Annotated in this window: 23 protein-coding genes; 20 read left to right on the plus strand and 3 right to left on the minus strand. The window is 57.9% G+C overall.

Annotation, left to right across the window (positions count from 1 at the left end):
• Positions 1-10: 10 nt before the first annotated feature.
• The 7 genes from ACR0LH_RS17170 (at position 11) to nusG (ending at position 6,217) form a co-directional block, all read left to right on the plus strand.
• The gene (locus tag ACR0LH_RS17170; protein WP_480721836.1) at positions 11-886 is read left to right on the plus strand and encodes a LysR family transcriptional regulator; all 876 of its coding nucleotides are present in this window, start codon (positions 11-13) and stop codon (positions 884-886) included.
• 99 nt (positions 887-985) lie between these two features.
• Positions 986-2,413, plus strand: a complete 1,428-nt coding sequence (ccoG, locus tag ACR0LH_RS17175) for a cytochrome c oxidase accessory protein CcoG (protein ID WP_170485708.1) — start codon at positions 986-988, stop codon at positions 2,411-2,413.
• Between the two features lie 2 nt (positions 2,414-2,415).
• Positions 2,416-2,874 (plus strand): FixH family protein, encoded by a 459-nt coding sequence (locus ACR0LH_RS17180; protein WP_170385967.1) that lies wholly within the window; start codon positions 2,416-2,418, stop codon positions 2,872-2,874.
• A gap of 3 nt (positions 2,875-2,877) precedes the next feature.
• On the plus strand, positions 2,878-5,055 hold the full coding sequence (locus tag ACR0LH_RS17185; RefSeq protein ID WP_480721837.1) for a heavy metal translocating P-type ATPase: 2,178 nt from the start codon (positions 2,878-2,880) through the stop codon (positions 5,053-5,055).
• Positions 5,056-5,059: 4 nt separating this feature from the next.
• Complete coding sequence (gene ccoS / locus ACR0LH_RS17190) at positions 5,060-5,218, plus strand: cbb3-type cytochrome oxidase assembly protein CcoS (protein WP_170355309.1); 159 nt, start codon at positions 5,060-5,062, stop codon at positions 5,216-5,218.
• A gap of 68 nt (positions 5,219-5,286) precedes the next feature.
• Positions 5,287-5,484 (plus strand): preprotein translocase subunit SecE, encoded by a 198-nt coding sequence (gene secE, locus ACR0LH_RS17195; RefSeq protein ID WP_058272489.1) that lies wholly within the window; start codon positions 5,287-5,289, stop codon positions 5,482-5,484.
• A gap of 199 nt (positions 5,485-5,683) precedes the next feature.
• On the plus strand, positions 5,684-6,217 hold the full coding sequence (nusG, locus tag ACR0LH_RS17200; protein ID WP_170385962.1) for a transcription termination/antitermination protein NusG: 534 nt from the start codon (positions 5,684-5,686) through the stop codon (positions 6,215-6,217).
• Between the two features lie 177 nt (positions 6,218-6,394).
• Here nusG and ACR0LH_RS17205 read toward each other — a convergent pair whose 3' ends face one another.
• The gene (locus ACR0LH_RS17205) at positions 6,395-7,168 is read right to left on the minus strand and encodes a heparin lyase I family protein (protein WP_480721839.1); all 774 of its coding nucleotides are present in this window, start codon (positions 7,166-7,168) and stop codon (positions 6,395-6,397) included.
• Between the two features lie 293 nt (positions 7,169-7,461).
• Here ACR0LH_RS17205 and rplK point away from each other — a divergent pair, with 293 nt between their 5' ends.
• The 4 genes from rplK to ACR0LH_RS17225 all read left to right on the plus strand — a co-directional run bounded on the left by rplK (position 7,462) and on the right by ACR0LH_RS17225 (position 10,436).
• Complete coding sequence (gene rplK, locus ACR0LH_RS17210; RefSeq protein ID WP_037314971.1) at positions 7,462-7,911, plus strand: 50S ribosomal protein L11; 450 nt, start codon at positions 7,462-7,464, stop codon at positions 7,909-7,911.
• 1 nt (position 7,912) lies between these two features.
• On the plus strand, positions 7,913-8,611 hold the full coding sequence (rplA, locus tag ACR0LH_RS17215; RefSeq protein WP_170385957.1) for a 50S ribosomal protein L1: 699 nt from the start codon (positions 7,913-7,915) through the stop codon (positions 8,609-8,611).
• A 181-nt stretch (positions 8,612-8,792) separates the two neighbouring features.
• Positions 8,793-9,872 (plus strand): hypothetical protein, encoded by a 1,080-nt coding sequence (locus ACR0LH_RS17220; RefSeq protein WP_480721840.1) that lies wholly within the window; start codon positions 8,793-8,795, stop codon positions 9,870-9,872.
• A 12-nt stretch (positions 9,873-9,884) separates the two neighbouring features.
• Positions 9,885-10,436, plus strand: coding sequence for a hypothetical protein (locus ACR0LH_RS17225; protein ID WP_480721841.1), 552 nt, complete (start codon positions 9,885-9,887; stop codon positions 10,434-10,436).
• Between the two features lie 25 nt (positions 10,437-10,461).
• Here ACR0LH_RS17225 and ACR0LH_RS17230 read toward each other — a convergent pair whose 3' ends face one another.
• Positions 10,462-11,430, minus strand: a complete 969-nt coding sequence (locus ACR0LH_RS17230) for a phosphotransferase family protein (protein WP_480721842.1) — start codon at positions 11,428-11,430, stop codon at positions 10,462-10,464.
• Between the two features lie 422 nt (positions 11,431-11,852).
• On the opposite strand from ACR0LH_RS17230, the gene rplJ reads away from it, so the two are divergent.
• From rplJ to ACR0LH_RS17255, 5 genes are all read left to right on the plus strand, one after another.
• Entirely contained in the window at positions 11,853-12,371 is a 519-nt protein-coding gene (gene rplJ, locus ACR0LH_RS17235; RefSeq protein WP_170355300.1) for a 50S ribosomal protein L10, read from the plus strand.
• Positions 12,372-12,451: 80 nt separating this feature from the next.
• The gene (rplL, locus tag ACR0LH_RS17240; RefSeq protein ID WP_170485701.1) at positions 12,452-12,829 is read left to right on the plus strand and encodes a 50S ribosomal protein L7/L12; all 378 of its coding nucleotides are present in this window, start codon (positions 12,452-12,454) and stop codon (positions 12,827-12,829) included.
• Positions 12,830-13,078: 249 nt separating this feature from the next.
• Complete coding sequence (rpoB, locus tag ACR0LH_RS17245; protein ID WP_480721844.1) at positions 13,079-17,215, plus strand: DNA-directed RNA polymerase subunit beta; 4,137 nt, start codon at positions 13,079-13,081, stop codon at positions 17,213-17,215.
• Positions 17,216-17,265: 50 nt separating this feature from the next.
• On the plus strand, positions 17,266-21,507 hold the full coding sequence (rpoC, locus tag ACR0LH_RS17250; protein ID WP_480721846.1) for a DNA-directed RNA polymerase subunit beta': 4,242 nt from the start codon (positions 17,266-17,268) through the stop codon (positions 21,505-21,507).
• Positions 21,508-21,700: 193 nt separating this feature from the next.
• Positions 21,701-22,588: a DMT family transporter gene (locus ACR0LH_RS17255; RefSeq protein WP_480721848.1), complete on the plus strand. Its 888-nt coding sequence runs from the start codon at positions 21,701-21,703 to the stop codon at positions 22,586-22,588.
• Here the strand turns inward: ACR0LH_RS17255 and ACR0LH_RS17260 are convergent.
• Complete coding sequence (locus ACR0LH_RS17260) at positions 22,530-23,336, minus strand: putative rhamnosyl transferase (RefSeq protein WP_480721849.1); 807 nt, start codon at positions 23,334-23,336, stop codon at positions 22,530-22,532. The genes ACR0LH_RS17255 and ACR0LH_RS17260 overlap by 59 nt on opposite strands.
• A gap of 398 nt (positions 23,337-23,734) precedes the next feature.
• Between ACR0LH_RS17260 and rpsL the strand changes: the two genes are divergently transcribed.
• The 4 genes from rpsL to ACR0LH_RS17280 form a co-directional block, all read left to right on the plus strand.
• Positions 23,735-24,106 (plus strand): 30S ribosomal protein S12, encoded by a 372-nt coding sequence (gene rpsL, locus ACR0LH_RS17265; protein ID WP_005621086.1) that lies wholly within the window; start codon positions 23,735-23,737, stop codon positions 24,104-24,106.
• A 15-nt stretch (positions 24,107-24,121) separates the two neighbouring features.
• The gene (gene rpsG / locus ACR0LH_RS17270) at positions 24,122-24,592 is read left to right on the plus strand and encodes a 30S ribosomal protein S7 (RefSeq protein WP_010441203.1); all 471 of its coding nucleotides are present in this window, start codon (positions 24,122-24,124) and stop codon (positions 24,590-24,592) included.
• Between the two features lie 18 nt (positions 24,593-24,610).
• Positions 24,611-26,728, plus strand: a complete 2,118-nt coding sequence (fusA, locus tag ACR0LH_RS17275) for an elongation factor G (RefSeq protein WP_170385928.1) — start codon at positions 24,611-24,613, stop codon at positions 26,726-26,728.
• 60 nt (positions 26,729-26,788) lie between these two features.
• Positions 26,789-26,899 (plus strand): GTP-binding protein (locus tag ACR0LH_RS17280; RefSeq protein WP_170744588.1); only part of this gene is annotated, 111 nt, incomplete at its 3' end.

Raw genomic sequence — 26,899 nt, forward strand, 5'->3', positions numbered from 1 at the left:
GGGCTTACAGATGAACTGGATGAAAATGCCACCTCTGGCCTCGCTTCGGGCATTTTCGGCCTTTGCCGAGGCTGAGAACATTGTCCAAGCTGGTGCGGCGTTGAATGTCAGCCACGCTGCCATCAGTCAGCAGTTGCGGACGCTGGAAAAGTACTTGGGCGTTTCGTTGCTGGATCGATCAGGGAAATCCATGACCCTGACCCCCGAGGGTGAAAAGCTGGCGCGTGCAGTCCGACTGGGGTTTGGCGCAATCGGAGCAGCCGTTGCGGACCTGACGCAAACAGATCAGGACCGTCCTGTCCACGTTTCTCTGACGCCCTCATTCGCTGCGTCCTGGCTGATGCCGCGCCTGCCTGCCTTTCAAGCAGAATTTCCGAACATTCCTCTGGCTCTGGACCCGACGCCGAAACTGGTCAACCCAAGCCCCGGCGGTGTGGACGTGGCAATCCGGTACGGCAGCGGAGATTGGTCCGGCATTGACTCGGACCTGTTGCTGAGCAGCCCCATCGTGATAGTCGCTGCACGGAACTTGCTTGGGGGTCGGGTTGAGTGGACACCGCAAGAGCTAAGCCAGCTCCCGTGGCTGGAAGAACTGGGCACAACCGAGGCAACAACCTGGCTGGCGCGACATGGCGTCGAACACGGCCCGGGTGCCGGGCGGATCGCCTTGCCGGGAAACCTTTTGCTGGACGCATTGCGCGCCGGTCAGGGCGTGACAGTCACGGCGCGGCATTTTGTCGAGAGCGACATCGCCTCTGGGCAGCTTGTGGAACTGTTTTGCGAGCCTGAAAATAGCGGCTATTATATCGTAACGGGCGAAATACCGCTTCGTCCTGCCGCCAAAATCTTTGTCAGTTGGCTTAGGGGGCAAGTCGTCAGACTGTGACAAAAGGTGTCTGTACGATGCGCTTTTGACCCATGTCAAAGAGCCTACCTTTGTGATCTGGAAAAAGACGCCAAATACTGCCACATCTGGAGCCAGCCCGTGAGCGATTCCGACCCCGCCCCCAGCCTCTACGCCGCAAGGGAGCCCATCTTTCCCCGGCGCGTATCCGGGCCATTTCGCAACCTGAAATGGATCATCATGGCTGTCACACTGGGCATATACTACGTGACGCCGTGGATCAGATGGGATCGCGGACCCAGCCTGCCGGATCAGGCGGTGCTGCTGGATCTGGCCAATCGTCGTTTCTATTTCTTCTGGATCGAGATTTGGCCGCACGAGTTCTACTTTGTTGCAGGTCTATTGATCATGGCCGGGTTGGGGTTGTTCCTGTTTACCTCGGCGTTGGGGCGTGTCTGGTGCGGCTATGCCTGCCCACAGACGGTTTGGACAGACCTGTATATTCTGGTCGAACGCTGGATTGAGGGCGACCGAAACGCGCGCTTGCGCCTACACCGGCAAGAGAAGCTGGACTTCCGCAAGGCGCGGCTGCGTGTGACGAAGTGGACCGTCTGGCTGCTGATCGGTTTGGCGACAGGTGGGGCTTGGGTGTTCTATTTCGCCGACGCGCCAACGCTTTTGCGCGATCTGGTGACGGGTAATGCGCACCCGGTAGCCTATACCACGATGCTGATCCTGACCGGCACGACCTTCCTGTTTGGCGGGTTCGCGCGTGAGCAGATATGTATCTATGCTTGCCCCTGGCCGCGTATTCAGGCGGCGATGATGGACGAGGACACTCTGGTCGTTGGTTACCGCGAATGGCGGGGTGAACCACGCGGCAAGGGCAAGCGTACTGCTGATTCCGAGTTGGGGGATTGCATCGACTGTATGGCCTGCGTGAATGTCTGCCCGGTTGGGATCGACATCCGCGACGGGCAGCAACTTGAATGCATCACCTGCGCGCTTTGCATCGACGCCTGTGATGACATGATGGCCAAGATCGGCAAGCCGCGTGGCCTGATCGACTATATGGCGCTGAGCGATGAAACGCGCGAGCGTGAGGGTCAACCGCCTCGGAACGTCTGGAAGCACATTCTGCGTCCCCGGACGATCATGTACACAGGGATGTGGGCTGCGGTCGGCTTTGCGCTGTTGTTTGCGCTGTTCATCCGGTCCGATATTGATCTGACCGTGGCACCCGTTCGGAACCCGACCTTTGTGACCCTGTCCGACGGTACGATCCGCAACACCTATGACGTGCGCCTGCGCAACAAGCATGGCGAGGAGCGGCCGTTCAAACTGACGTTGGCAGGGGACCCGGCCCTTCAGGTTCAGATCGAAGGCAATGACGGTGACACTGTCAATGTCGCTGCAGATACGGCACAATTAACGCGCGTCTATATCGTGGCCTCTGGTGGAACCGGCCCGGCGTCAACTGACGTTACTCCGGTGCGCATCTGGGTCGAAGACCTGCAAAGCGGAGAGCGTGCCTTCAAGGACACAACCTTTAACGGGCAAGGGAACTGAACATGGCCGAACGTAAATTCACCGGCAAACATGCCCTGGCCGTCTTTGTGGCTGCATTTGGCGTGATCATCACGGTAAACCTTGTACTGGCCTACAGCGCGGTGAAGACTTTTCCGGGGCTGGAGGTCAAGAACTCTTACGTCGCCAGTCAGGAATTTAACGAACGCCTGCAAGAACATCAGGCGCTGGGATGGGATATCCGTGCTGAGCTGTCCGGTGGGCTTTTGATTCTGCACATAACAGACCAGACCGGTGCGCCTGTCGAAGTGGCCGAGTTGCAGGCCGTCGTTGGACGGGCCACGCATGTAAAGGATGACTTCTCTCCGGACTTCAGCTTTGACGGAACTGCCTATGCAACGCCCGCGTCGCTGGGCAAGGGAAATTGGAACATCCGTTTGGTCGCAAAAGATCACAGCGGGGCCGAGTTCGCTCAGCGCGTGCCGCTGTATGTAAAGGGATAGGGAATGACGGCGCAGCTTTCATCTGGCACGGCCGCCTGTCCGGGTTGCATTGCAAGCCCTGCGGAACCTGCGCGCCCGATCCCGGAAGATGTGCAGATTGCGCTGTCCCTGCCGGGCATCCATTGCTCGGCCTGTATCGCCACGGTCGAGCGTGAGCTGAATGCCCACCCCGGCGTAGAAGATGCGCGTGTCAACCTGACCCTGAAGCGCGCGATGGTCAAAGCCGCACCGGGCTTGTCTGCGGCTGACCTGATCCCGGTTCTGGAAGGCGCAGGCTATGAAGCGCATGAGCTGGACCCCGGTGCGCTGTCTGCGACGCAAGCGGACAAGGCAGGGCGGGACCTGCTGATGCGGCTGGCGGTGGCCGGGTTTGCGTCGATGAACGTGATGCTGCTGTCGGTCTCGGTCTGGTCCGGGGCGGCGGATGCAACGCGGGATATGTTCCACTGGATTTCTGCGGCCATCGCATTGCCCGCGATCGCCTTTTCCGCGCAGCCCTTCTTTGCGAATGCGTGGTCGGCTTTGCGGGTGCACCGTCTGAACATGGACGTGCCGATCGTGCTGGCGATCCTGCTGGCGCTGATCACGTCCCTGTGGGAAACCGCGCTCAGCGGTAAGCACGCTTATTTCGATGCCGCCCTGACGCTGACCTTCTTTCTGCTGGCCGGACGCTATCTGGATTACCGCACCCGCGCCGCCGCCCGATCTGCGGCTGAGGAGCTGACCGCGTTGGAAGTCCCCCGCGCAATCCGCGTGGTAAGCGGGGTTGAGGAAGAAGTCGCCGTTGCGACACTTAATGTCGGCGATCTGGTTCTGGTCCGCCCCGGTGGGCGGATGCCAGTTGATGGCGAAATTGTTTCGGGCCAGTCCCAACTGGACCGGTCCCTGCTGACCGGGGAAACCCTGCCGGTTTTTGCCGAAGCGGGCCTGACCGTCAGTGCCGGGGAGGTCAACCTGACCGGCCCCCTGACCATTCGCGCGACAGCGGTAGGCGAGGATACCTCGCTGCATCGTATGGCCGATCTGGTGGCCATCGCGGAATCTGGCCGGTCGCGGTACACGTCGTTGGCGGACAAGGCGGCCAAGCTCTATGCGCCGGGGGTGCATATCCTGTCAGCGCTCAGCTTTGTGGGGTGGTATATTTATTCCGGTGACGTTCGGACGGCGCTGAATATCGCCGCCGCCGTGCTGATCATCACCTGCCCCTGTGCGTTGGGTCTGGCGGTGCCTGCGGTGACCACAGCGGCCTCGGGGCGGTTGTTCCGCAAGGGGATGCTGATCAAGCACGCAACCGCATTGGAGCGTCTGGCCGAGGTCGATACGGTCGTTTTCGACAAGACTGGAACGCTAACCTCGGGCACGCCCGAGCTGACCAATCTGGGCGATCATTCCCGCGCTGACCTTGAGGTCGCGCTGGCTCTGGCCGAGGCGTCGTCGCACCCTTTGTCCGTCGCCTTGACACAAGCGGCACGCGAAGCTGGGATCAAGCCCGCTACGTTGAAAGACATCACCGAGGTTCCGGGATACGGCACCGAAGGCACTTACCACAGTCAGCGTGTCCGCCTTGGTCGGGCTGCATGGACGGGCGCGGAGGAGGGGGATCAGGCCGCCGCGTGGCTCTCCATCGCCGGGCAGCCACCGGTGGCCTTCCTGTTCTCGGACAGCCTGCGATCTGGTGCTGCCGAGGCGGTGCAGGCGTTCCGCGATGCGGGTAAACAGGTCATCCTGATTTCGGGCGATACCCAAGGCGCTGTTCAGGCGCTGGCGGACAAGTTGGGCATCCAGAAATGGATCGCGCAGGCTCTGCCACAGGACAAGGCCAAGCACGTGCAGAACCTGAGCGATCAGGGCCGTCATGTGCTGATGGTAGGCGATGGTCTGAACGACACGGCGGCGCTGGCAGCGGCCCATGTGTCGATCTCTCCGGCCTCGGCACTGGATGCGGCGCGGGTGGCCTCGGACATCGTGCTGCTGGGCAATGACCTGTCGCCGATCTCTGACGCCTGTGACACGGCGGTAAAGGCAACGAAACGGATTCGCGAGAACTTTCGCATCGCGACCGTCTATAATATCATCGCGGTGCCGCTGGCGGTGGTCGGTCTGGCCACGCCCCTGATTGCGGCTTTGGCAATGTCGACCTCGTCGATCACCGTGTCTCTGAACGCGCTGCGTGTAAGGTAAAGCGATGGAAGTTCTGGCCTATCTGATACCGATTTCCCTGTTTCTGGGCGGGGTTGGGCTGGTGGCGTTTGTCTACACGGTGCGCTCAAACCAGTATGACGATCCCGAAGGCGACGCGCGACGCATCCTCAGCGATGAATGGGACGACAAGCCCAAGCCCTGACAGCCCTTGAAATTGCCGCAATGCCCGGTTATGTCCGGCCCATCCGCTAGCAGAGAGAACACCGCCAAATGGCTACCATGAATCCGATCCAGTTCATTCAGCAAGTCCGCGCCGAGGTTGCAAAGGTCGTCTGGCCCACGCGCCGCGAGGTTCTGCTGACCACGGTCATGGTGTTCATCATGGCGGCCCTGACCGCCGTGTTCTTTGCGCTGGTCGATCTGGGCATTCGCGGCGGTCTGCAGCTGATCCTGGGTGCGTTCGGGTAAACCCGTTCAGGCGCGCGGAAACACCGCTTGCCCCTTGCACCGCGCGCGATGTCAGAGTAGTGACGCGGGACTATTCGGAATGGGCGTGCGGCGATTCGGGCTGTGCGCCGCTTTTTATTCCGGGTCACGTGATGGAATTTCAATGACGGCCGCGTCTGATTGATCGGATGCGCCGAAGGTAAACAAGGACGACAGGTTCATGGCGAAACGGTGGTACTCGGTCAGCGTTCTTTCCAACTTTGAAAAGAAGATCGCAGAGCAAATCCGCACGTCCGTCGCCGAGCAGGGCCTTGAGGACGATATCGACGAGGTTCTGGTGCCCACCGAAGAGGTGATTGAAGTGCGCCGGGGCAAGAAGGTCACGACCGAACGCCGCTTTATGCCCGGTTACGTGCTGGTGCATATGGAGATGTCGGATCAGGGCTATCACCTAGTGAACTCGATCAACCGCGTCACCGGATTCCTTGGTCCACAAGGCCGCCCGATGCCGATGCGCGACGCCGAGGTGAACCAGATCCTGAACCGCGTTCAGGAAGGCGAAGAAGCGCCCAAGCTGATGATCAGCTTCGAGGTCGGCGAAAAGGTCAAAGTCAACGATGGCCCGTTCGAGGATTTCGACGGCATGGTCGAAGGCGTGGACGACGAGAACCAGAAGCTGAAGGTTTCGGTCTCGATCTTTGGTCGTGAGACGCCGGTCGAGCTGGACTTTACGCAGGTAACCAAGCAGGGCTGAGTGGCAGAGAAAAATTCCAAAAAAGCCGCGTCGCCTAATCGCACGCGGCTTTTTTGATGCCTAGTTTTTTGGTCGTACCGGGATCTCTTTTGCGAATGGACGCTTTGGCACTTGGCGTTCTGTTGAGTCAATTTCTTGGCCTCGGGCGCAAACCAAATTCCCGGAGAGATACATTTTCTAATTTTCTTTGATCCCGGAAAGGTAGAGCACAGCTGGTGGTGCGTGGCTTCGGGGTTTTTTCCTATATAGGCCCATGGCAACCTTTCCCTCGGTTCCAGTACCCAAAGTACGCCCTTTCCACTGATAAACAGGAGCGTCATTGACCCAAACCAGAAAGTGACCATTGTCCCCAGTGGTCCATTTCACATCTACATTCACCTTGTGCCACCGGCCGGTCAGGTTTGACGCCGGTATTATCGTGCGGACAAGACTTTCATAGTTCCAATCAGTGCTCTCCACACGTTTCAAAGCTATGAGTTTATTGCCGCGAACTGCGAACTGGAAAGGGTGTGAATTGGCTCCCATCATTGAAAACTGAGTGACAACAATCTGTTCAGAACCTTTGTCCGTAAATCCCGGCGCAAAATAAACGTACCATTGGTACTTTTTGCGCTGTCCGTGCTTAAACGCGTTGTACCTTGCAAACTCTACTCTCTCGTTGCCTTGAGCGCAGTCGTCCCATTTCCTTTCACGCCCGCAATCCCCATACCGCAGCTCCATGCGAAGGGCCTTGCCATCGAGACCACCCGGCGGATCGGACACAATTTGTGCGCCGTAAGGTTTGGCGGGCTGCCAAGTTCCTCGCTCGAAATCCCGGAACCCTCGACCAACTACCTCTCGCGGCGATTTCCCGCTCTTAACTTCGCGCGTCACTGTTTCGGCCTCAAGGGGGTCGACGATACCAACCGTGAGCACGGTTATCAAAATGGAACCTGCCAATTTCATAAACATTATGCCCCTATGCTATCATAATTTGCGCCTACATTAGGTATTTTCTCAGACTGAGACTATTCTCTTTCGGACGACGGAAGTCGGTATCGCTGGTTGCTACTTCACGTTGAAAGGGCGCAAGCGGGGTAAATGGCGTATCCACTTGCCAACCCCACCATTCCCCTGTAAACGCCGCCTCTATCGTCTTCGGGCGAGATTCTCTCGTGGGAGGTTGCTGGGATCGCGATCCCGGACCGGACCACGCAACATAAACCGGGTGGGACGCGTCCTGCCTTAGTTGAAAGGAAAACCAAATGGCCAAGAAGCTTGCTGGTACGATGAAACTGCAGGTTCCTGCAGGTCAGGCGAACCCGTCGCCGCCAGTTGGTCCGGCGCTGGGTCAGCGCGGCATCAACATCATGGAATTCTGCAAGGCGTTCAACGCCAAGACCGCAGACATGGAGCAAGGCGCGCCTTGCCCGACCGTGATCACCTATTATCAGGACAAGTCCTTTACCATGGACATCAAGACGCCGCCCGCGTCTTATTACCTGAAAAAAGCAGCTGGCCTGAAGCCGGTCGGTAAGCGTAACCGCCCCCGTGGTGCCGAGAACCCCGGTCGTGAGACCGTGGCCACCGTGACCTCGAAGCAGGTTCGCGAAATCGCCGAAGCCAAAATGAAAGATCTGAACGCCAACGACGTCGAAGGCGCAATGCAGATCATCCTGGGCTCGGCCCGCTCCATGGGCATCGAGGTGAAGTAAGATGGCAAAACTTGGTAAACGCACCCGCGCTGCGCGCGAAGCTGTCGCCGGCAAGGAAAACCTGTCGATCGAAGAAGCTGTTGCCCTGGTTAAGTCCAACGCGACCTCGAAATTCGACGAGACCATCGAAATCGCTCTGAACCTGGGCGTTGACACCCGTCACGCAGACCAGATGGTTCGCGGCGTTGTCGGCCTGCCGAACGGCACCGGTAAAGCGATGCGCGTTGCTGTATTTGCTCGCGGCCCCAAGGCGGACGAAGCGAAAGAAGCAGGCGCGGATATCATTGGCGCAGAAGACCTGATGGAAACCATTCAGGGCGGCACCATCGAATTCGATCGCTGCATTGCCACCCCGGACATGATGCCGATCGTCGGTCGTCTGGGTAAAGTTCTGGGCCCCCGCAACCTGATGCCGAACCCCAAGGTTGGCACCGTGACCATGGACGTGAAAGCGGCCGTGGAAGCAGCCAAGGGCGGTGAAGTACAGTTCAAGGCGGAAAAAGGCGGCGTTGTGCACGCTGGCGTTGGCAAAGCGTCGTTCGACGAAGCCAAGCTGGTTGAAAACGTCCGTGCTTTCGTTTCGGCAGTGGCCAAGGCCAAGCCGTCGGGCGCCAAGGGCACCTACATGAAGAAAATCGCGCTGAGCTCGACCATGGGCCCGGGCGTGACTCTGGATGTGGCGGCCGCTGCGGGCGAATAAGCCTCAGGCAGTTGTTGTTTTTTGAAACGGGCGGCATGTGTCGCCCGTTTTTCTTTTTGCGATCTTATATTCATGGTGTGGGCGATCTAAGTCGGACCCGGGGCTTGCATTCAATCAATGGGGTTTCGCGCCGACGAGAAAGCAACTACAGGTGTCTAAGGGTTATTCGCTAGCAGAAGACATGATGCGACTTCAAAAAACGGCTAAAGAACTCAGGCAGTTGCGGCGAACAATCACGCGGTTCCGCACCGACGTCAGCCTTCGGTACTTTGAGGAAGTCGAAGGGGTGGTCCAGGGCGGCTGTCTCACCGGTTTTCGGATCGTGAATGAGCACAGTTGGGGCACTGCGGATCTTTGCTCTAAGCTAATTGGGTACTACGAGCAGCAAAAACAGGACATTTTTACCCAAAGCTCGAAACCTACCCTGGTCGATCTCGGCGCGGCGGATGGGTATTGGGGTGTGGGCTTGGTGCAGGCCGGACATTTCGAGCGCAGTATTTGTTTTGAACAAAAGCGGCGAGGCCGTCGTGTGATCCAGAAAACGGCGGCTGCGAATGGCGTGTCGGACAAGGTCTCTGTGTTCGGAGAGGCAACAGGCAACTCGATTGACGAAGCCCTTCACGACACACACCGGTCCGAGGAACTTTTCTTTCTCATTGATATTGAGGGCGCAGAGTTTGACCTGCTGACCTTTGAATTTCTGTCCAACTACCGAGCCTCGGAGTTTCTGATTGAACTTCACGCCGGGGGCGAATGGCTGGACGCTGAAAAGCAGGAACGCCTTTTGCGGGATGCCGCTATCCTTTTTGACTGTGAAATCATCGACGACACCAAGCGCGATCTATTGCAACTTCGTACCGAACTGGCGCTGCCTGACGATCTGACGTGGATCTTGGCGTCAGAAGGTCGGCTGTACCCAATGCGTTGGCTGCACCTGAAGCCTCGGAAAGTTCCTGCAACTGCGCAACCTGCCAAGCCGATAGCAGAGACGGCGCAGACTTCTGGTTTTGGAACATTATGGCTTGGCGATGAGCTGGGTCTTTTAGAGCGCGCGTGCCTGCAGTCCATGCAGTCGCAGGGATATAATCCGCTGCTTTATTCCTATTCTCCGCTGAAAAATGTCCCTCAAGGCATCGAGGTCGTTGATGCGCGCGAGATATACGAGCCGAACCGGGTCATTCGCCACATCAGGTATAATAGCCCTGCAATCCACGCAGACGTTTTTCGTTACCACATGGTCAGGAAAACCGGGGCGATTTGATTGGACACAGATATGTTCATGGTGAAACCGGCCTCGGAGTTGTTGGACTCTGTTGCAGCCCGCAAAGGTTTCTGCATCGGCGCTGTGTTGAAGGACTCGCCCAAGAACCGCTCGTATCATTCATTCTTCAACAATGCCGTTTTTGGACTACCCGCCGACAGTCGAACGCTGCTGATGTTGGGTGAAGTTTTCGATGAGAACGAACGCATTTCGGATACATGGAGCGGTTTGAAGCGATTGTTCGCGCTGAACGATGCGGTTGACCAGCAAGAGCCGAAACCCTTCGGGAAATTGAGGTGGGGCGCAACTGGGCCGATGGCTCTTACCGAGGCATTGAATACTACAGGTGAAGCCTCGTTTGCGCATGACCACACCGGGTTTTACAACGTAACGGCCAAGCAGATGCCGGATTTGGCGCGACCGGATTCCAAACTGGTCGATTTTCTGGCCCCTACGACGTTCGGTCTGCATCTATGGGGCAGGGGCTTTCGTGCGGCGATTGCTAATGGACATCGTCCAGACACGCAAACCGCCCTGCGAGACATACTTCAGCACGCTGACTAGCGATCGAGGGCGAACACGTGGCCCGTCAGCGCCCGATGTCGAAGGCGATGCGCAGCCTGTAACCCAGCCGATCGCGCCGGTCTTCTTCGTACGCGCTACAGTCGTGATTTTCGTGCCAGAGCACGAGCCAGTCTTTCAGAAGGCGTCCCCGAATACAGAAATCCAGTATGCCTGTGTGGATCGGATGCCTGTAACGACGAAAGAACATGTCCTTGTTGATTTTCAGAATACCACTGCGATCAACTTCACTGGGTTCGGCGTTTCTGAAAATATCCGACTTCAGGAAATCGACTATGTCGTAAACCGCCAGCTTTTCCCGCGCTTCGGTGAAATCCAGGCCGATCATTTTGCCCTGTCCGACTATGAGGTTCTGACTGTGAAAATCCCCGTGCGAGAATACCTGAGTCTCGGGGGTGCCCTTTAGGGTTCGGCTTTCGGCCAAAAGGACACCAAGCATCTCGCGGCTCTCGGTGCGAATGTCCCTCGGGGCGAAGTCCAGCAGCTCTTGAATGCTGTCCGTCATCCATTTGGGGCGAAACCCATAGTCTTTGGCGGGGTGATGGCCGTGCAGGTCGTGCAACCAGTCCCCGGCGCGCCGGTAAATCTGCGCGACCTGCTCATTGTCGGTGCTGTTGTGAATGATGTCCGCAGCCGTCGGCCGGTCAACGAACTCGGTCACGAAAAATGTGTTGCCCAGCGATTCATAGACAGGTTGCACGACACGGGTCGTTTTTGAGGCTTCAAAATAGCGCGCCAGCCTGGTCAGAAGCTCATATTCCTTGCGCAATCGTCCTGTCATTGGGGAGTCGAGATCAATTTTCAGGGCGTAGTCCCCGAAAGCGGTTTCGACCCTCAGCAAAAACCGTGTGTCGCCAAAATCGTGAGATCTGTAGATACACTGATAGCCTTTTACGGTTTCGGTCAGCGCTTGTTCGGAAAATTCCTCTACGTAGCCGCGTGCCAGCTTGTGTTCTTGTTCAGAAAGGCGTGGCATGTGATTGTGAAAGTGACTTGGAATAGGGTTGAAAGGGTGGCTTGACAGGACCCCAGACCGCTGGACAAGTCAATGCGTGGTTTGCGCGGAAACCAGATCATGGGCACAGGCTGTACAGAGCGATCAAAACCGCCCTGCAAAAGCAATTTACCCCTTGGAAACCCCAGCCATCTGCCCTAATAAGACCTGCGGAGTAAAGCGTGCGATTCGTCGTGCGCTTTATTTCGTTTCGTCCAAGACGGTGGGTGGGTCCATTCGGCCCCTTAATCTCCTGCCTGAGACGGGTAAGACCAAAGAATTCTGAGGGTCGCAATCCTCGGGCGCATTTTGGCCAATCCCGTAACAACGGACCTGAACGCCGGGGCGTATGCCACGGCAAATATGAGCCGGGGTGAGTGATCGCCCCAAACTTGGAGAGAACTGTGGATAGAGCCCAGAAAGAGAAAGTGGTCGAGGAACTCGGCCAAATCTTCGAAAGCTCTGGCGTCGTAGTGGTTGCCCACTACGCCGGTCTGACAGTTGCCGAGATGCAGGACCTTCGCGCACGTGCTCGTGACGCGGGTGGTGCCGTGCGTGTTGCCAAGAACAGGCTCGCCAAAATCGCCCTCGACGGAAAGCCATGTGAAAGCATTGGTGACCTGCTGACGGGTATGACCGTTCTGACCTATTCCGAGGACCCCGTGGCAGCAGCCAAGGTGGCCGAGGACTTCGCCAAAGAGAACCAAAAGTTCGAGATCCTTGGCGGTGCAATGGGCGAGAACGCTCTGGACCGGGCTGGTGTTACAGCCGTGTCGAAAATGCCGTCGCGTGAAGAGCTTATTGCTACGATCGCTGGTATGCTTGGCGCGCCTGCAAGCAACATCGCCGGTGCAATTGGCGCACCTGCAAGCAATATCGCAAGCATCCTTTCCACCATCGAAGAGAAGGCGGAAGCTGCGTAAGCGGTTGGCACTGAATGATCTGCGTGGGGTGAATACCCTGACGTTGGAACACACACTGTAAAACGGAAAGAGCTAATACAATGGCTGATCTGAAAGCACTCGCAGAAAGCATCGTGGGTCTGACCCTGCTGGAAGCACAAGAACTGAAAACCATCCTCAAAGACGAGTACGGCATCGAGCCCGCAGCTGGCGGCGCCGTCATGGTCGCAGGTGCAGCTGGCGACGCCGGCGGTGCAGCTGCTGAGGAGAAAACCGAATTCGACGTCGTTCTGAAGAACGCCGGCGCTTCGAAAATCAACGTGATCAAAGAAGTTCGCGGCATCACCGGTCTGGGCCTGAAAGAAGCCAAAGAGCTGGTCGAAGCTGGCGGCAAGATCAAAGAAGGCGTGGACAAAGCCGAAGCCGAAGAGATCAAAGGCAAGCTGGAAGCAGCTGGCGCCGAGGTCGAACTGGCCTAAGTCAGTCCAATGGCGCATCGCTGATGCGTCGGAAATTTGGCTGGGCCCGGAGAAATTCGGGTCCAGCCGAACCTGTCTTAGAAAGGACCTCATGAATTGGGGTGTTTTCTAAGACGCGGTTCTTGGATCGGGAGGCTGCCTTCGGGACGGTGGCCATGAATTGATCCGGACGTGTCGTCTCGAATGTGCAAGATGCCGGGGCCCGACGGTGTCTTTGCCCGCTGAGAACATCGAAAGGTGACATCTGACATGGCTCAAACGTTCCTTGGCCAGAAACGTCTTCGTAAATATTACGGCAAAATCCGTGAAGTTTTGGAAATGCCAAACCTCATTGAGGTGCAAAAATCTTCTTATGATCTTTTTCTCCGCTCCGGCGATGCAGAGCAGCCAACCGATGGCGAGGGCATCAAAGGTGTGTTTCAGTCGGTTTTCCCGATCAAGGATTTCAACGAAACCTCCGTTCTGGAGTTCGTGAAATACGATCTGGAAAAGCCGAAATACGACGTTGAAGAGTGCATGCAGCGCGATATGACCTATAGCGCGCCGCTGAAGGTCACTCTGCGTCTGATCGTTTTTGATGTCGATGAGGACACCGGCGCACGTTCGGTCAAGGACATCAAGGAACAGGACGTGTTCATGGGCGATATGCCCCTGATGACGCCGAACGGAACGTTCATCGTGAACGGCACCGAGCGTGTGATCGTGTCCCAGATGCATCGTTCGCCCGGTGTGTTCTTTGACCACGACAAGGGCAAGACCCACTCGTCGGGCAAGCTGCTGTTTGCCTGCCGCATCATCCCGTATCGCGGCAGCTGGCTGGACTTTGAGTTCGACGCCAAGGACATCGTGTTCGCCCGGATCGACCGTCGCCGCAAATTGCCGGTGACCACGCTGCTGTATGCGTTGGGTCTGGATCAAGAAGCGATCATGGACGCGTATTACAACACCGTGTCCTATAAGCTGGACAAGAAGAAGGGCTGGGTCACCCCGTTCTTCCCCGAGCGTGTGCGCGGCACCCGCCCGACCTATGATCTGGTCGATTCAAAATCCGGTGAAGTGATTGCCGAAGCGGGCAAGAAAGTCACTCCGCGCGCGGTCAAGAAATTGATCGAAGAAGGTGTGGTCACTGACCTGCTGGTTCCGTTCGATCACATCGTTGGCAAGTTTGTCGCCAAGGACATCATCAATGAAGAAAACGGCGCGATCTATGTCGAGGCCGGTGACGAGCTGACCCTTGAATACGACAAAGACGGAGAGTTGATCGGCGGCACCGTCAAGGAACTGATCGATGCGGGCATCACCGACATCCCGGTTCTGGACATCGACAACGTCAATGTCGGCCCCTACATGCGCAACACCATGGCTCAGGACAAGAACCTGAACCGTGAAAGCGCGCTGATGGACATCTATCGCGTCATGCGTCCGGGTGAGCCGCCCACCGTCGAAGCGGCCTCGGCCCTGTTCGACACGCTGTTCTTCGACAGTGAGCGTTATGACCTGTCCGCCGTTGGCCGGGTGAAGATGAACATGCGTCTGGCTCTGGACGCGCCGGACACCCTGCGCACCCTGCGTCGCGAGGACATCGTGGCCTGCATCAAGGCGCTGGTTGAACTGCGTGACGGCAAAGGCGACGTGGACGATATCGACCACCTCGGCAACCGTCGTGTGCGCTCGGTCGGCGAACTGATGGAAAACCAGTACCGCGTTGGCCTGCTGCGCATGGAACGCGCGATCAAAGAGCGTATGTCGTCGGTCGAGATTGACACCGTCATGCCTCAGGATCTGATCAACGCGAAACCGGCTGCGGCTGCTGTTCGTGAATTCTTTGGCTCGTCGCAGCTGTCGCAGTTCATGGACCAGACCAACCCGCTGTCGGAAGTCACCCACAAACGCCGCCTCTCGGCGCTTGGCCCCGGTGGTCTGACACGTGAGCGTGCGGGCTTTGAGGTCCGCGACGTGCACCCGACCCACTATGGCCGGATGTGCCCGATTGAAACGCCGGAAGGTCCGAACATTGGTCTGATCAACTCGCTTGCCACCTTTGCCCGTGTGAACAAGTATGGCTTCATCGAAACACCATACCGCGTCGTCAAAGACGCCGAGGTGACCGATGAGGTTCACTATATGTCCGCGACCGAGGAAATGCGTCACACCGTGGCGCAGGCCAACGCGACTCTGGACGCTGATGGCAAGTTTATCAACGATCTGGTTTCGACCCGTCAGGCCGGTGACTACACCCTCGCCCCGCGCGAGAATGTGGATCTGATCGACGTGTCGCCGAAACAGCTGGTCTCGGTCGCTGCATCGCTGATCCCGTTCCTTGAAAATGACGACGCCAACCGCGCTCTGATGGGCTCGAACATGCAACGTCAGGCGGTTCCGCTGCTGCGCGCCGAAGCGCCGCTGGTCGGTACCGGGATCGAGGAAAAGGTCGCGATCGACTCGGGCGCTGCGATTCAGGCGAAACGCGCGGGTATCATCGACCAGGTCGATGCCCAGCGTATCGTTATCCGCGCCACCGAAGATCTGGAACTGGGCGACGCTGGCGTTGACATCTATCGTCTGCGCAAATTCCAGCGGTCGAACCAGAACACCTGCATCAACCAGCGTCCGCTGATCAAGGTGGGTGACACCGTCCAGAAGGGCGAAGTCATTGCCGATGGTCCGTCGACCGATATGGGTGAACTGGCCCTTGGCAAGAACGTGGTCGTCGCGTTCATGCCGTGGAACGGTTACAACTACGAAGACTCGATCCTGATCTCGGAACGTATCGCGCGTGATGACGTCTTTACCTCGGTCCATATCGAGGAATTTGAAGTCGCCGCCCGTGACACCAAGCTGGGCCCGGAAGAAATCACCCGCGACATCCCGAACGTCGGTGAAGAAGCGCTGCGCAACCTCGACGAGGCGGGCATCGTTTACATCGGTGCGGATGTTGAGCCGGGCGATATTCTGGTCGGCAAGATCACTCCGAAGGGCGAAAGCCCGATGACCCCGGAAGAAAAGCTGCTGCGCGCCATCTTTGGTGAAAAAGCATCTGACGTGCGCGACACCTCGCTGCGCGTGAAGCCGGGCGACTACGGTACGGTCGTTGAGGTCCGCGTCTTCAACCGTCACGGCGTCGAGAAAGACGAGCGTGCGCTGCAGATCGAGCGTGAGGAAGTCGAACGTCTGGCCCGTGACCGGGACGACGAGCTGGCGATCCTGGACCGCAACATCTATGCGCGTCTGCAAGGTCTGATCCTGGGTAAAACCGCTGTCAAAGGCCCGAAAGGCGTCAAGGCAGGGTCGGTGATCACCGAGGAGCTGCTGGAAACCCTAACCCGTGGTCAGTGGTGGCAGCTGGCACTGGAAGGTGAGCAGGACGCACAGATCGTTGAGGCTCTGAACGAGCAGTACGAAGTGCAAAAGCGTGCTCTGGACGCCCGTTTTGAGGACAAGGTCGAGAAGGTCCGCCGTGGCGACGACCTGCCGCCGGGTGTGATGAAGATGGTCAAAGTCTTCATCGCCGTGAAGCGCAAGCTGCAGCCGGGCGACAAGATGGCCGGTCGTCACGGGAACAAAGGTGTGATCTCCAAGGTTGTTCCGATGGAAGACATGCCGTTCCTGGCCGATGGTACTCCGGTTGACTTCTGTCTGAACCCGCTGGGCGTGCCTTCGCGTATGAACGTTGGTCAGATCCTTGAAACCCACATGGGTTGGGCCGCGCGCGGTCTGGGTCTGAACATCGATGACGCTCTGGGTGAATATCGTCGCTCTGGCGATCTGACCCCGGTGCGCGAAGCGATGAAGCTGGCCTATGGCGAAGATGTCTACGAAGAAGGCATCACCGGTCTGGACGAGGATGGTCTGATCGAGGCAGCGGGCAACGTGACCCGCGGTGTTCCGATCGCAACCCCGGTCTTCGACGGTGCCAAGGAAGCAGACGTCAACGACGCGCTGGTGCGTGCGGGCTTCTCGGAAAGCGGTCAGTCGGTTCTGTTCGACGGTCGCACCGGTGAGCAGTTTGCTCGTCCGGTGACTGTGGGCATCAAGTACCTGCTGAAACTGCACCACCTTGTGGATGATAAAATCCACGCGCGTTCGACCGGGCCGTACAGCCTGGTGACCCAGCAGCCGCTGGGTGGTAAGGCGCAGTTCGGTGGTCAGCGCTTTGGTGAGATGGAAGTCTGGGCTCTGGAAGCTTACGGCGCCGCCTACACCCTGCAGGAGATGCTGACCGTGAAATCGGATGACGTCGCCGGCCGGACCAAGGTCTATGAGTCGATCGTCAAGGGCGAGGATAACTTTGAAGCGGGCGTACCGGAATCGTTCAACGTTCTGGTTAAAGAAGTCCGTGGCCTCGGCCTGAATATGGAACTCCTGGATGCGGAGGTTGAGGAGTAAGGGCGCTGCCCTTTCTCCCGTCCCCCCTTCCGCAAGATTTGAGGTAACAAATGAACCAGGAAATCACCAACAACCCGTTCAACCCGCTGACGCCCCCGAAGGTTTTCGACGAGATCAAGGTCTCGCTGGCGTCGCCCGAGCGGATTCTGTCTTGGTCCTATGGCGAGATCAAGAAACCCGAAACCATCAACTACCGGACGTTCAAGCCCGAGCGTGACGGTCTGTTCTGTGCGCGTATCTTTGGCCCGATCAAAGATTACGAATGTCTGTGCGGCAAATATAAGCGGATGAAGTATCGCGGCGTTGTCTGCGAGAAATGCGGTGTGGAAGTCACCCTGCAGAAAGTCCGCCGTGAGCGTATGGGCCATATCGAACTGGCCGCGCCCGTCGCACATATCTGGTTCCTGAAATCGCTGCCGTCCCGCATCGGTCTGATGCTGGACATGACGCTGCGCGATCTCGAACGCGTTCTGTACTTTGAAAACTACGTCGTCATCGAGCCCGGTCTGACCGACCTGACCTACGGCCAGATGCTGACCGAAGAAGAGTACATGGATGCGCAGGATGCCTATGGCATGGACGCGTTCACCGCCAATATCGGCGCTGAAGCCATCCGTGAGATGCTGGCCCAGATCGATCTGGAAGCCGAAGCCGAGCAGCTGCGTGCTGATCTGGCCGAAGCAACCGGCGAACTGAAGCCCAAGAAGATCATCAAGCGTCTGAAGGTTGTTGAATCCTTCCTCGAGTCGGGCAACCGGCCTGAATGGATGGTGATGACCGTGATCCCGGTCATTCCGCCGGAACTGCGTCCGCTGGTTCCGCTGGATGGCGGCCGCTTTGCGACCTCGGATCTGAACGATCTGTATCGCCGCGTCATCAACCGGAACAACCGTCTGAAGCGTCTGATCGAGCTGCGCGCGCCTGACATCATCGTCCGTAACGAAAAGCGGATGCTGCAGGAATCCGTGGATGCTCTGTTCGACAACGGCCGTCGTGGTCGTGTGATCACCGGCGCTAACAAGCGTCCGCTGAAATCGCTGTCGGACATGCTGAAAGGCAAGCAGGGCCGCTTCCGTCAAAACCTTCTGGGTAAGCGCGTCGACTTCTCGGGTCGTTCGGTCATTGTGACCGGTCCAGAGCTGAAACTGCACCAGTGTGGTTTGCCCAAGAAGATGGCGCTGGAACTGTTCAAGCCGTTCATCTACTCGCGCCTTGAAGCCAAGGGTCTGTCTTCGACCGTGAAACAGGCGAAGAAACTGGTCGAGAAAGAGCGTCCCGAAGTGTGGGATATCCTCGACGAGGTGATCCGCGAACACCCTGTCATGCTGAACCGTGCGCCGACGCTGCACCGTCTTGGCATTCAGGCGTTCGAGCCGGTCCTGATCGAAGGTAAAGCCATCCAGCTGCACCCGCTGGTCTGTTCGGCCTTTAACGCCGACTTCGACGGTGACCAGATGGCCGTTCACGTCCCGCTGAGCCTTGAGGCGCAGCTGGAAGCCCGTGTTCTGATGATGTCGACGAACAACGTTCTGTCGCCTGCAAACGGCGCGCCGATCATCGTTCCGTCGCAGGATATGATCCTGGGTCTCTACTATGTGACCCTGGAACGCGAAGGCATGCCCGGCGAAGGCAAGGTGTTCGGTTCGATCGACGAAGTTCAGCACGCGCTGGATTCCGGCGAGGTACATCTGCACACCAAGATTACCGCTCGGATCACGCAGATCGACGAGGAAGGCAACGAAGTTCAAAAGCGTTATGAAACCACTCCGGGCCGTCTGCGTCTGGGTGCCCTGCTGCCGATGAACAACAAAGCTCCGTTCGAGCTGGTCAACCGTCTGCTGCGGAAGAAAGAAGTCCAGCAGGTCATCGACACCGTCTACCGTTACTGCGGTCAGAAAGAGTCGGTTATCTTCTGTGACCAGATCATGTCGATGGGCTTCAAAGAAGCGTTCAAGGCGGGCATTTCGTTCGGTAAGGACGACATGGTCATCCCGACCGATAAGTGGGGCATCGTCGATGACACCCGCGATCAGGTGAAGGACTTTGAACAGCAGTACATGGACGGCCTGATTACTCAGGGTGAAAAGTACAACAAAGTTGTCGATGCCTGGTCGAAGTGTAACGACCGCGTAACTGACGCGATGATGAGCACGATCTCGGACGTCGCCAAGGCCGAAGACGGGTCGGACATGGAGCCGAACTCGGTCTACATGATGGCCCACTCCGGTGCGCGTGGCTCGGTCACTCAGATGAAACAGCTGGGCGGTATGCGCGGCCTGATGGCCAAGCCGAACGGTGACATCATCGAAACGCCGATCATCTCGAACTTTAAAGAAGGTCTGACCGTTCTCGAGTACTTCAACTCGACCCACGGTGCCCGTAAGGGTCTGTCGGATACCGCTCTGAAGACGGCGAACTCGGGTTACCTGACCCGTCGTCTGGTGGACGTGGCGCAAGACTGCATCGTTCGTGAGATCGACTGTGGCACCGAGCGTGCGATCACAGCCGAAGCCGCCGTGAACGATGGTGAGGTTGTTGCCTCGCTGGCCGAACGTGTGCTGGGCCGTGTGGCGGCTGATGATGTTCTGCGTCCGGGCACGGATGAGGTGATCGTGGCCGCAGGTCAGCTGATCGATGAACGTATGGCCGACACTATTGACGAAGCTGGAGTTGCCTCGATGCGCATCCGTTCGCCTCTGACCTGTGAGTCCGAGGAAGGCGTTTGTGCAACCTGCTACGGTCGTGACCTTGCACGTGGCACCATGGTGAACACGGGTGAGGCTGTCGGCATCATCGCCGCCCAGTCCATCGGTGAACCCGGTACGCAGCTGACGATGCGGACCTTCCACATCGGTGGTGTTGCTCAAGGTGGTCAGCAGTCGTTCCAGGAAGCCAACCAAGACGGTGTTGTTGCGTTCGAGAACCCGCAAATTCTGGTCAATGCAGCAGGCGAAAGCCTGGTCATGGGCCGGAATATGAAGCTGGTGATCAACGACGAACACGGCGAAGAGCGTGCCAGCTTCAAGCTGGGCTACGGCTCGAAGCTGTTCGTCAAGGATGGCGCAACCGTCGCCCGTGGCGACAAGCTGTTCGAGTGGGATCCCTACACCCTGCCGATCATCGCCGAGAAAGCCGGTACCGCGAAATACGTTGACCTTGTTTCGGGTCTTGCCGTTCGTGACGAGACCGACGAAGCAACCGGTATGACCCAGAAGATCGTGGTCGACTGGCGCGCGGCCCCCAAAGGCAGCGACCTCAAGCCCGAGATCATTCTGGTCGGCGAAGATGGCGAACCGGTCCGCAACGATGCGGGCAACCCGGTTCACTATCCGATGTCGGTGGATGCGATCCTGTCGGTTGAAGATGGCCAGACCGTCGAAGCCGGTGACGTTGTCGCGCGTATCCCGCGTGAAGGCGCCAAGACCAAGGACATCACCGGTGGTCTGCCGCGTGTGGCTGAACTGTTTGAAGCTCGTCGTCCGAAAGATCACGCGATCATCGCAGAAGCAGATGGTTACGTGCGCTTTGGCCGCGACTACAAGAACAAGCGCCGCATCAGCATCGAACCAGCTGACGAGTCCATGGAGACCATCGAGTACATGGTACCCAAGGGCAAGCACATCCCGGTGGCCGAAGGGGACTTCATCCAGAAGGGTGAATACCTGATGGACGGTAACCCGGCTCCACATGACATCCTGTCCATCATGGGTGTCGAAGCGCTGGCGGATTACATGATCGACGAGGTGCAGGACGTGTATCGTCTGCAGGGCGTGAAGATCAACGACAAGCACATCGAGGTCATCGTGCGCCAGATGCTGCAGAAGTGGGAGATCCTGGATTCAGGCGATACCACCCTGCTGAAAGGCGAACATGTCGACAAGCAAGAGTTCGACGCGGCCAACGAGAAGACCATCGCGCGCGGTGGTCGTCCGGCACAGGGCGAGCCGATCCTTCTGGGGATCACCAAGGCCTCGCTGCAGACGCGTTCGTTCATCTCGGCGGCGTCGTTCCAGGAAACCACCCGCGTTCTGACCGAGGCTTCGGTGCAGGGCAAGAAGGACAAGCTGGTTGGCCTGAAAGAGAACGTCATCGTCGGTCGCCTGATCCCTGCCGGTACCGGTGGTGCGACTCAGGCCGTGCGTCAGGTTGCGCAATCGCGTGACAACGTAGTGATCGAAGCCCGCCGGGAAGAGGCCGAAGCCGCCGCTGCTCTGGCTGCTCCGGTCATTGACGACGACATGGTCGGTGACGAGCTGGACGTGATGGTGGAGACACCGGAAAGCCGCGAGTAAGCGAAGCTCAGAAATGAAGATCAGGCCCTGCGTTTTCGCGGGGCCTTTTCTTTTGCGCGTGGACCTCTCGTCCCGCGTCATACCTGCCGGGTGGTGGAGGATTGCGTCAGGCTATCGCGTTTTACGCTTTGCTTGGGTAATCATCAAAGAGCGGGCAAGTGCCGCAGATTCAACCGCAAGGGACCGGAAAAGAATGACGCCCAATGTCAAAGGTGCGTTGTTGATGATGGGTAGCATGGCTGCCTTTACTATCAACGATACGTTGGTCAAAGTCGCGGGGGCAGAAGTGCCTCTGTTTCAGATGGTGGCGATGCGCGGGGCGTTGGCGACTGTTCTTGTGTTTATTCTGGTTCGCCATTTTGGTGCGCTTCACCTGAATTTCCCGCGTCATGACAAATGGCTTGTCGCCGCGCGGTGCCTTGCCGAGCTTTCGGCGACATTCTTCTTTTTGACGGCGCTATTGCACATGCCACTGGCCAACGTGACGGCCGTTCTGCAGGCATTGCCGCTGACCGTGACGCTGGGCGCGGCCCTGTTTTTCCGCGAGCATATCGGTTGGCGCAGAATAGTGGCGATCATGATGGGATTTGCCGGGATGCTGCTAATCGTGCGTCCCGGGCCGGACGGATTCAGCGTCTATTCAATATATGCCCTGATTGCCGTAGCAGCGGTTACTGTTAGGGACCTGATCACGCGGCGTATGTCCAGCCATGTCCCTTCGCTGGTCGTCACCTTGGCGACGACCCTGACCATTACGGTATCGGCAAGTTTCGTGACGCTGGTAAAGGGCTGGCAGCCTGTTCCAGCTGATGCGGGTATATTGATTGCTTCGGCGGCTGTTTTTGTTTTGATGGGGTACCTGTTCAGCGTCATGGTCATGCGCGAAGGCGAGGTCGGGTTTATCGCTCCCTTCCGTTATTCAAGCCTGATCTGGGCTTTGGGTTTGGGATGGGCCGTGTTCGGCGACTGGCCGGACGCGATCACTATGCTGGGTGCCGTGCTGGTGGTCGGAACCGGATTGTTCACCCTGTTCCGTGAACGCGTCGGACAGCGTCCTGTTCGATTGCAAAACGTGCGATGAATTCGCCCTCAAGTTCCGGCGTGAGGGGGGAAAGCTCCGCCCTGTTGTGGCGCGCATGTGGCGAATCGTTGAACTGGTTCAGGGTCCGAACCCACATTGGCGCGTCAGGATAGCTGATCACCGGCATGAAGTTCCCGATCCTGTGATGGGCGAAGTTCATGATCGTCAGGTCGCACCCGCCGCGGACATACATACCCAACCCCACGCCCAACAGCGGTTGGAATTTCTGAGCGGCCAGTATTCCATCGGGTCCGAAACGCGCAAGAAAGCCGTTGTTGTAGTCTATGGCGACGGTTTTGTTCTTTTCGATCAAGCCTTTGCCGTCTTCTGAGGCAATGCGCAGCCGTTCTATGAAATCAACGGAAACGGCGTCGTCGTCGTCATGACGAAATTGCAGACAAGGCGCGTCGGGGTTTTGGCGTGCGGCGTTCAGAACCTCTTTCATAACGCGGCGCTGTCGCATGGGTTCCCGGGCGATGATCCTGATCTGTTTCACGCCAGCTGTCAGGTCATGAAGCCGGTCCAGGGCTGGTTTCGGCAGGCATTCACCAATCACGACGAGAAGTTGAAAATCCTCGTCGGTCTGTTCCCTGAAACAGGGCAGAGTGGTCGTCTCGAACAGGCGAAACCGCTCTTCCAGACGATCCGGGTTATAAAGATAGGCCCGGCGTTCTTCGATCGAGTCATGTTCGATCTGAAAGCCACCATATGCGGGATAGGAAAAGCGGCACAGGCCGATGACTTGCATGTTTCATCCGTAAGGCAGAGCGTTGCTGCGGACTATGCCGACACGACCGGCTGCCTGCAACGGCAGTTGTGCTGGAACCATCCAGCGAAACGGGATAAATCAATGCAAACCGGCCGGACCGGTGTCATGTCAGGTGTGCTGTTGACACTTGGGCCGACTCCCCCTATTACGCGCGTCATCTCGGTACCGGGGGCCGCCCCAAAACCGATCTCAGTAATGGACTGGTCAAGACCCGGACAATTTTGCAGTTCGCGTCCTCTGATAACCAACCGCGACGTTCACCTCGGAATGGGAACGCTCGCGGGTTTTGCGCTTGTGGACGCATGAGCGCAGCAAAGTTTAACCGCACGCAATGCGCGTGCATGTCATGTGTGTTGCAAAACGGGGAAGAAACCGGAATGCCAACTATTCAACAGCTGATCCGCAAACCGCGGCAGCCCAAAGTAAAACGCTCGAAGTCCATGCACCTGGAGCAGTGCCCGCAGAAACGCGGCGTCTGCACCCGTGTGTATACCACCACACCGAAAAAGCCGAACTCGGCTATGCGTAAGGTTGCCAAAGTGCGCCTGACCAACGGGTTCGAGGTCATCTCGTACATCCCCGGTGAAAGCCACAACCTGCAGGAACACTCGGTTGTTCTGATCCGTGGCGGCCGTGTGAAAGACCTTCCCGGTGTGCGTTACCACATCCTGCGCGGTGTTCTGGATACTCAGGGCGTCAAAGATCGTAAGCAACGTCGTTCCAAATACGGCGCGAAGCGTCCCAAGTAAGAAGGAGAGGCTGATATGTCACGTCGTCACGCCGCCGAAAAACGCGAAGTCCTGCCTGACGCCAAATTTGGCGACAAGGTTCTGACCAAATTCATGAACAACCTGATGATCGACGGCAAGAAGTCGGTCGCAGAGCGCATCGTCTACAACGCGTTTGACCGCGTTGAGAACAAGGTAAAGCGCGCTCCTGTCGAAGTGTTCCACGAAGCGCTCGACAACATCAAACCGTCGGTCGAGGTTCGCTCGCGCCGGGTTGGTGGTGCAACCTATCAGGTTCCGGTCGAAGTCCGCCCCGAGCGCCGCGAAGCTCTGGCCATCCGCTGGCTGATCACCGCTGCGCGCGGCCGCAACGAAAACACCATGGAAGAACGCCTCGCCGGTGAACTGCTGGACGCTGTACAGTCCCGCGGTACTGCCGTGAAGAAGCGCGAAGACACCCACAAGATGGCCGAGGCGAACAAAGCCTTCAGCCACTACCGTTGGTAATCCAGAGGCTTATCCAAAATGGCACGCGAATATCCGCTCGAACTATACCGTAACTTCGGTATCATGGCGCACATCGATGCAGGTAAGACTACCTGCTCGGAGCGTATCCTGTATTACACTGGTAAATCCCACAACATCGGTGAGGTGCACGATGGTGCAGCCACCATGGACTGGATGGAGCAGGAGCAGGAACGCGGCATCACCATCACCTCGGCTGCGACCACCACCTTCTGGGAACGCACCGAAGACGGTAAGACCGCCGAAACCCCAAAGCACCGCCTGAACATCATCGACACCCCCGGCCACGTTGACTTCACCATCGAAGTTGAACGCTCGCTGGCGGTTCTCGACGGTGCCGTCTGCGTTCTGGACGCAAACGCCGGTGTTGAGCCCCAGACCGAAACCGTGTGGCGTCAGGCTGACCGCTACAAGGTTCCGCGTATGGTTTTCGTCAACAAGATGGACAAGATCGGCGCTGACTTCTTCAACTGCGTCAACATGATCGAAGACCGCACCGGCGCACGTGCTGTTCCGGTTGGTATTCCGATCGGCGCTGAGACCGAGCTGGAAGGTCTGATCGACCTGGTCACCATGGAAGAGTGGCTGTGGCAGGGCGAAGATCTGGGCGCAAGCTGGATCAAAGCTCCGATCCGCGACAGCCTGAAGGACATGGCTGACGAATGGCGCGGCAAGATGATCGAAGCGGCCGTCGAAATGGACGACGACGCGATGATGGAATACCTGGAAGGCAATGAGCCCGACGTTCCGACCCTGCGCGCCCTGCTGCGCAAAGGTACTCTGGAAATCGCGTTTGTTCCGGTTCTGGGTGGTTCTGCGTTCAAGAACAAAGGTGTTCAGCCGCTGCTCAACGCTGTGATCGACTATCTGCCCAGCCCGCTGGACGTCGTTGATTACATGGGCTTCAAACCCGGCGACGAGGAAGAAGTTCGTGACATCGCCCGTCGTGCAGACGACGAGATGGCCTTCTCGGGTCTGGCGTTCAAAATCATGAACGACCCCTTCGTTGGCTCGCTGACCTTCACTCGGATCTACTCGGGCACCATGAACAAGGGTGACTCGATCTTGAACTCGACCAAAGGTAAGAAAGAGCGCATCGGTCGTATGATGATGATGCACTCGAACAACCGGGAAGAGATCGAAGAAGCGTTTGCAGGCGACATCATCGCGCTGGCGGGTCTGAAAGACACCACCACCGGTGACACCCTGTGTGATGCGAAGGATCCGGTGGTTCTGGAAACCATGACCTTCCCCGATCCGGTGATCGAGATCGCAGTTGAGCCCAAAACCAAGGGCGACCAGGAAAAAATGTCTCAGGGTCTGGCCCGTCTGGCCGCCGAAGACCCGTCCTTCCGCGTGGAAACCGACCTGGAATCGGGTCAGACCATCATGAAGGGCATGGGCGAACTTCACCTGGACATCCTGGTTGACCGTCTGAAGCGCGAGTTCAAGGTTGAAGCGAACATTGGTGCACCGCAGGTGGCCTATCGCGAAACCATCTCGATGCCGGTCGAGCACACCTACACCCACAAGAAACAGTCGGGTGGTTCGGGTCAGTTCGGTGAGGTTAAACTCGAGATCACTCCGACAGAGCCGGGCGAAGGTTACTCGTTTGAAAGCCGCATCGTTGGTGGTGCCGTTCCGAAGGAATACATCCCGGGTGTCGAAAAAGGCATCCAGTCGGTTATGGACAGCGGCCCTCTGGCTGGCTTCCCCGTGATCGACTTCAAGGTTGCCCTGCTGGACGGTAAGTTCCACGACGTTGACTCGAGCGTTCTGGCGTTTGAAATCGCGGCCCGTATGTGTATGCGCGAAGGCATGCGCAAAGCTGGCGCGAAACTGCTGGAACCGATCATGAAGGTCGAAGTGATCACCCCGGAAGAATATACCGGCGGTATCATCGGCGATCTGACCTCGCGTCGTGGCCAGGTGTCTGGTCAGGAACCGCGCGGCAACGCGATCGCGATCGACGCGTTCGTTCCGCTGGCGAACATGTTCGGCTACATCAACACTCTGCGTTCGATGTCGTCGGGCCGTGCCCAGTTCACCATGCAGTTCGACCACTACGATCCGGTTCCGCAGAACATCTCGGACGAGATTCAGGCGAAATACGCATAAGCGAAGATTTGAGGGAGCCCGGTCCACGGGCTCCCTTCATTACCGAAAAAGGAGGCCATCATGGCAAAGGAAAAGTTTGAGCGTACAAAACCGCACGTCAACATCGGCACGATTGGCCACGTTGACCATGGTAAGACGACGCTGACCGCAGCGATCACCAAGTATTTCGGT

The organism is Ruegeria sp. CL6 (assembly GCF_056536465.1).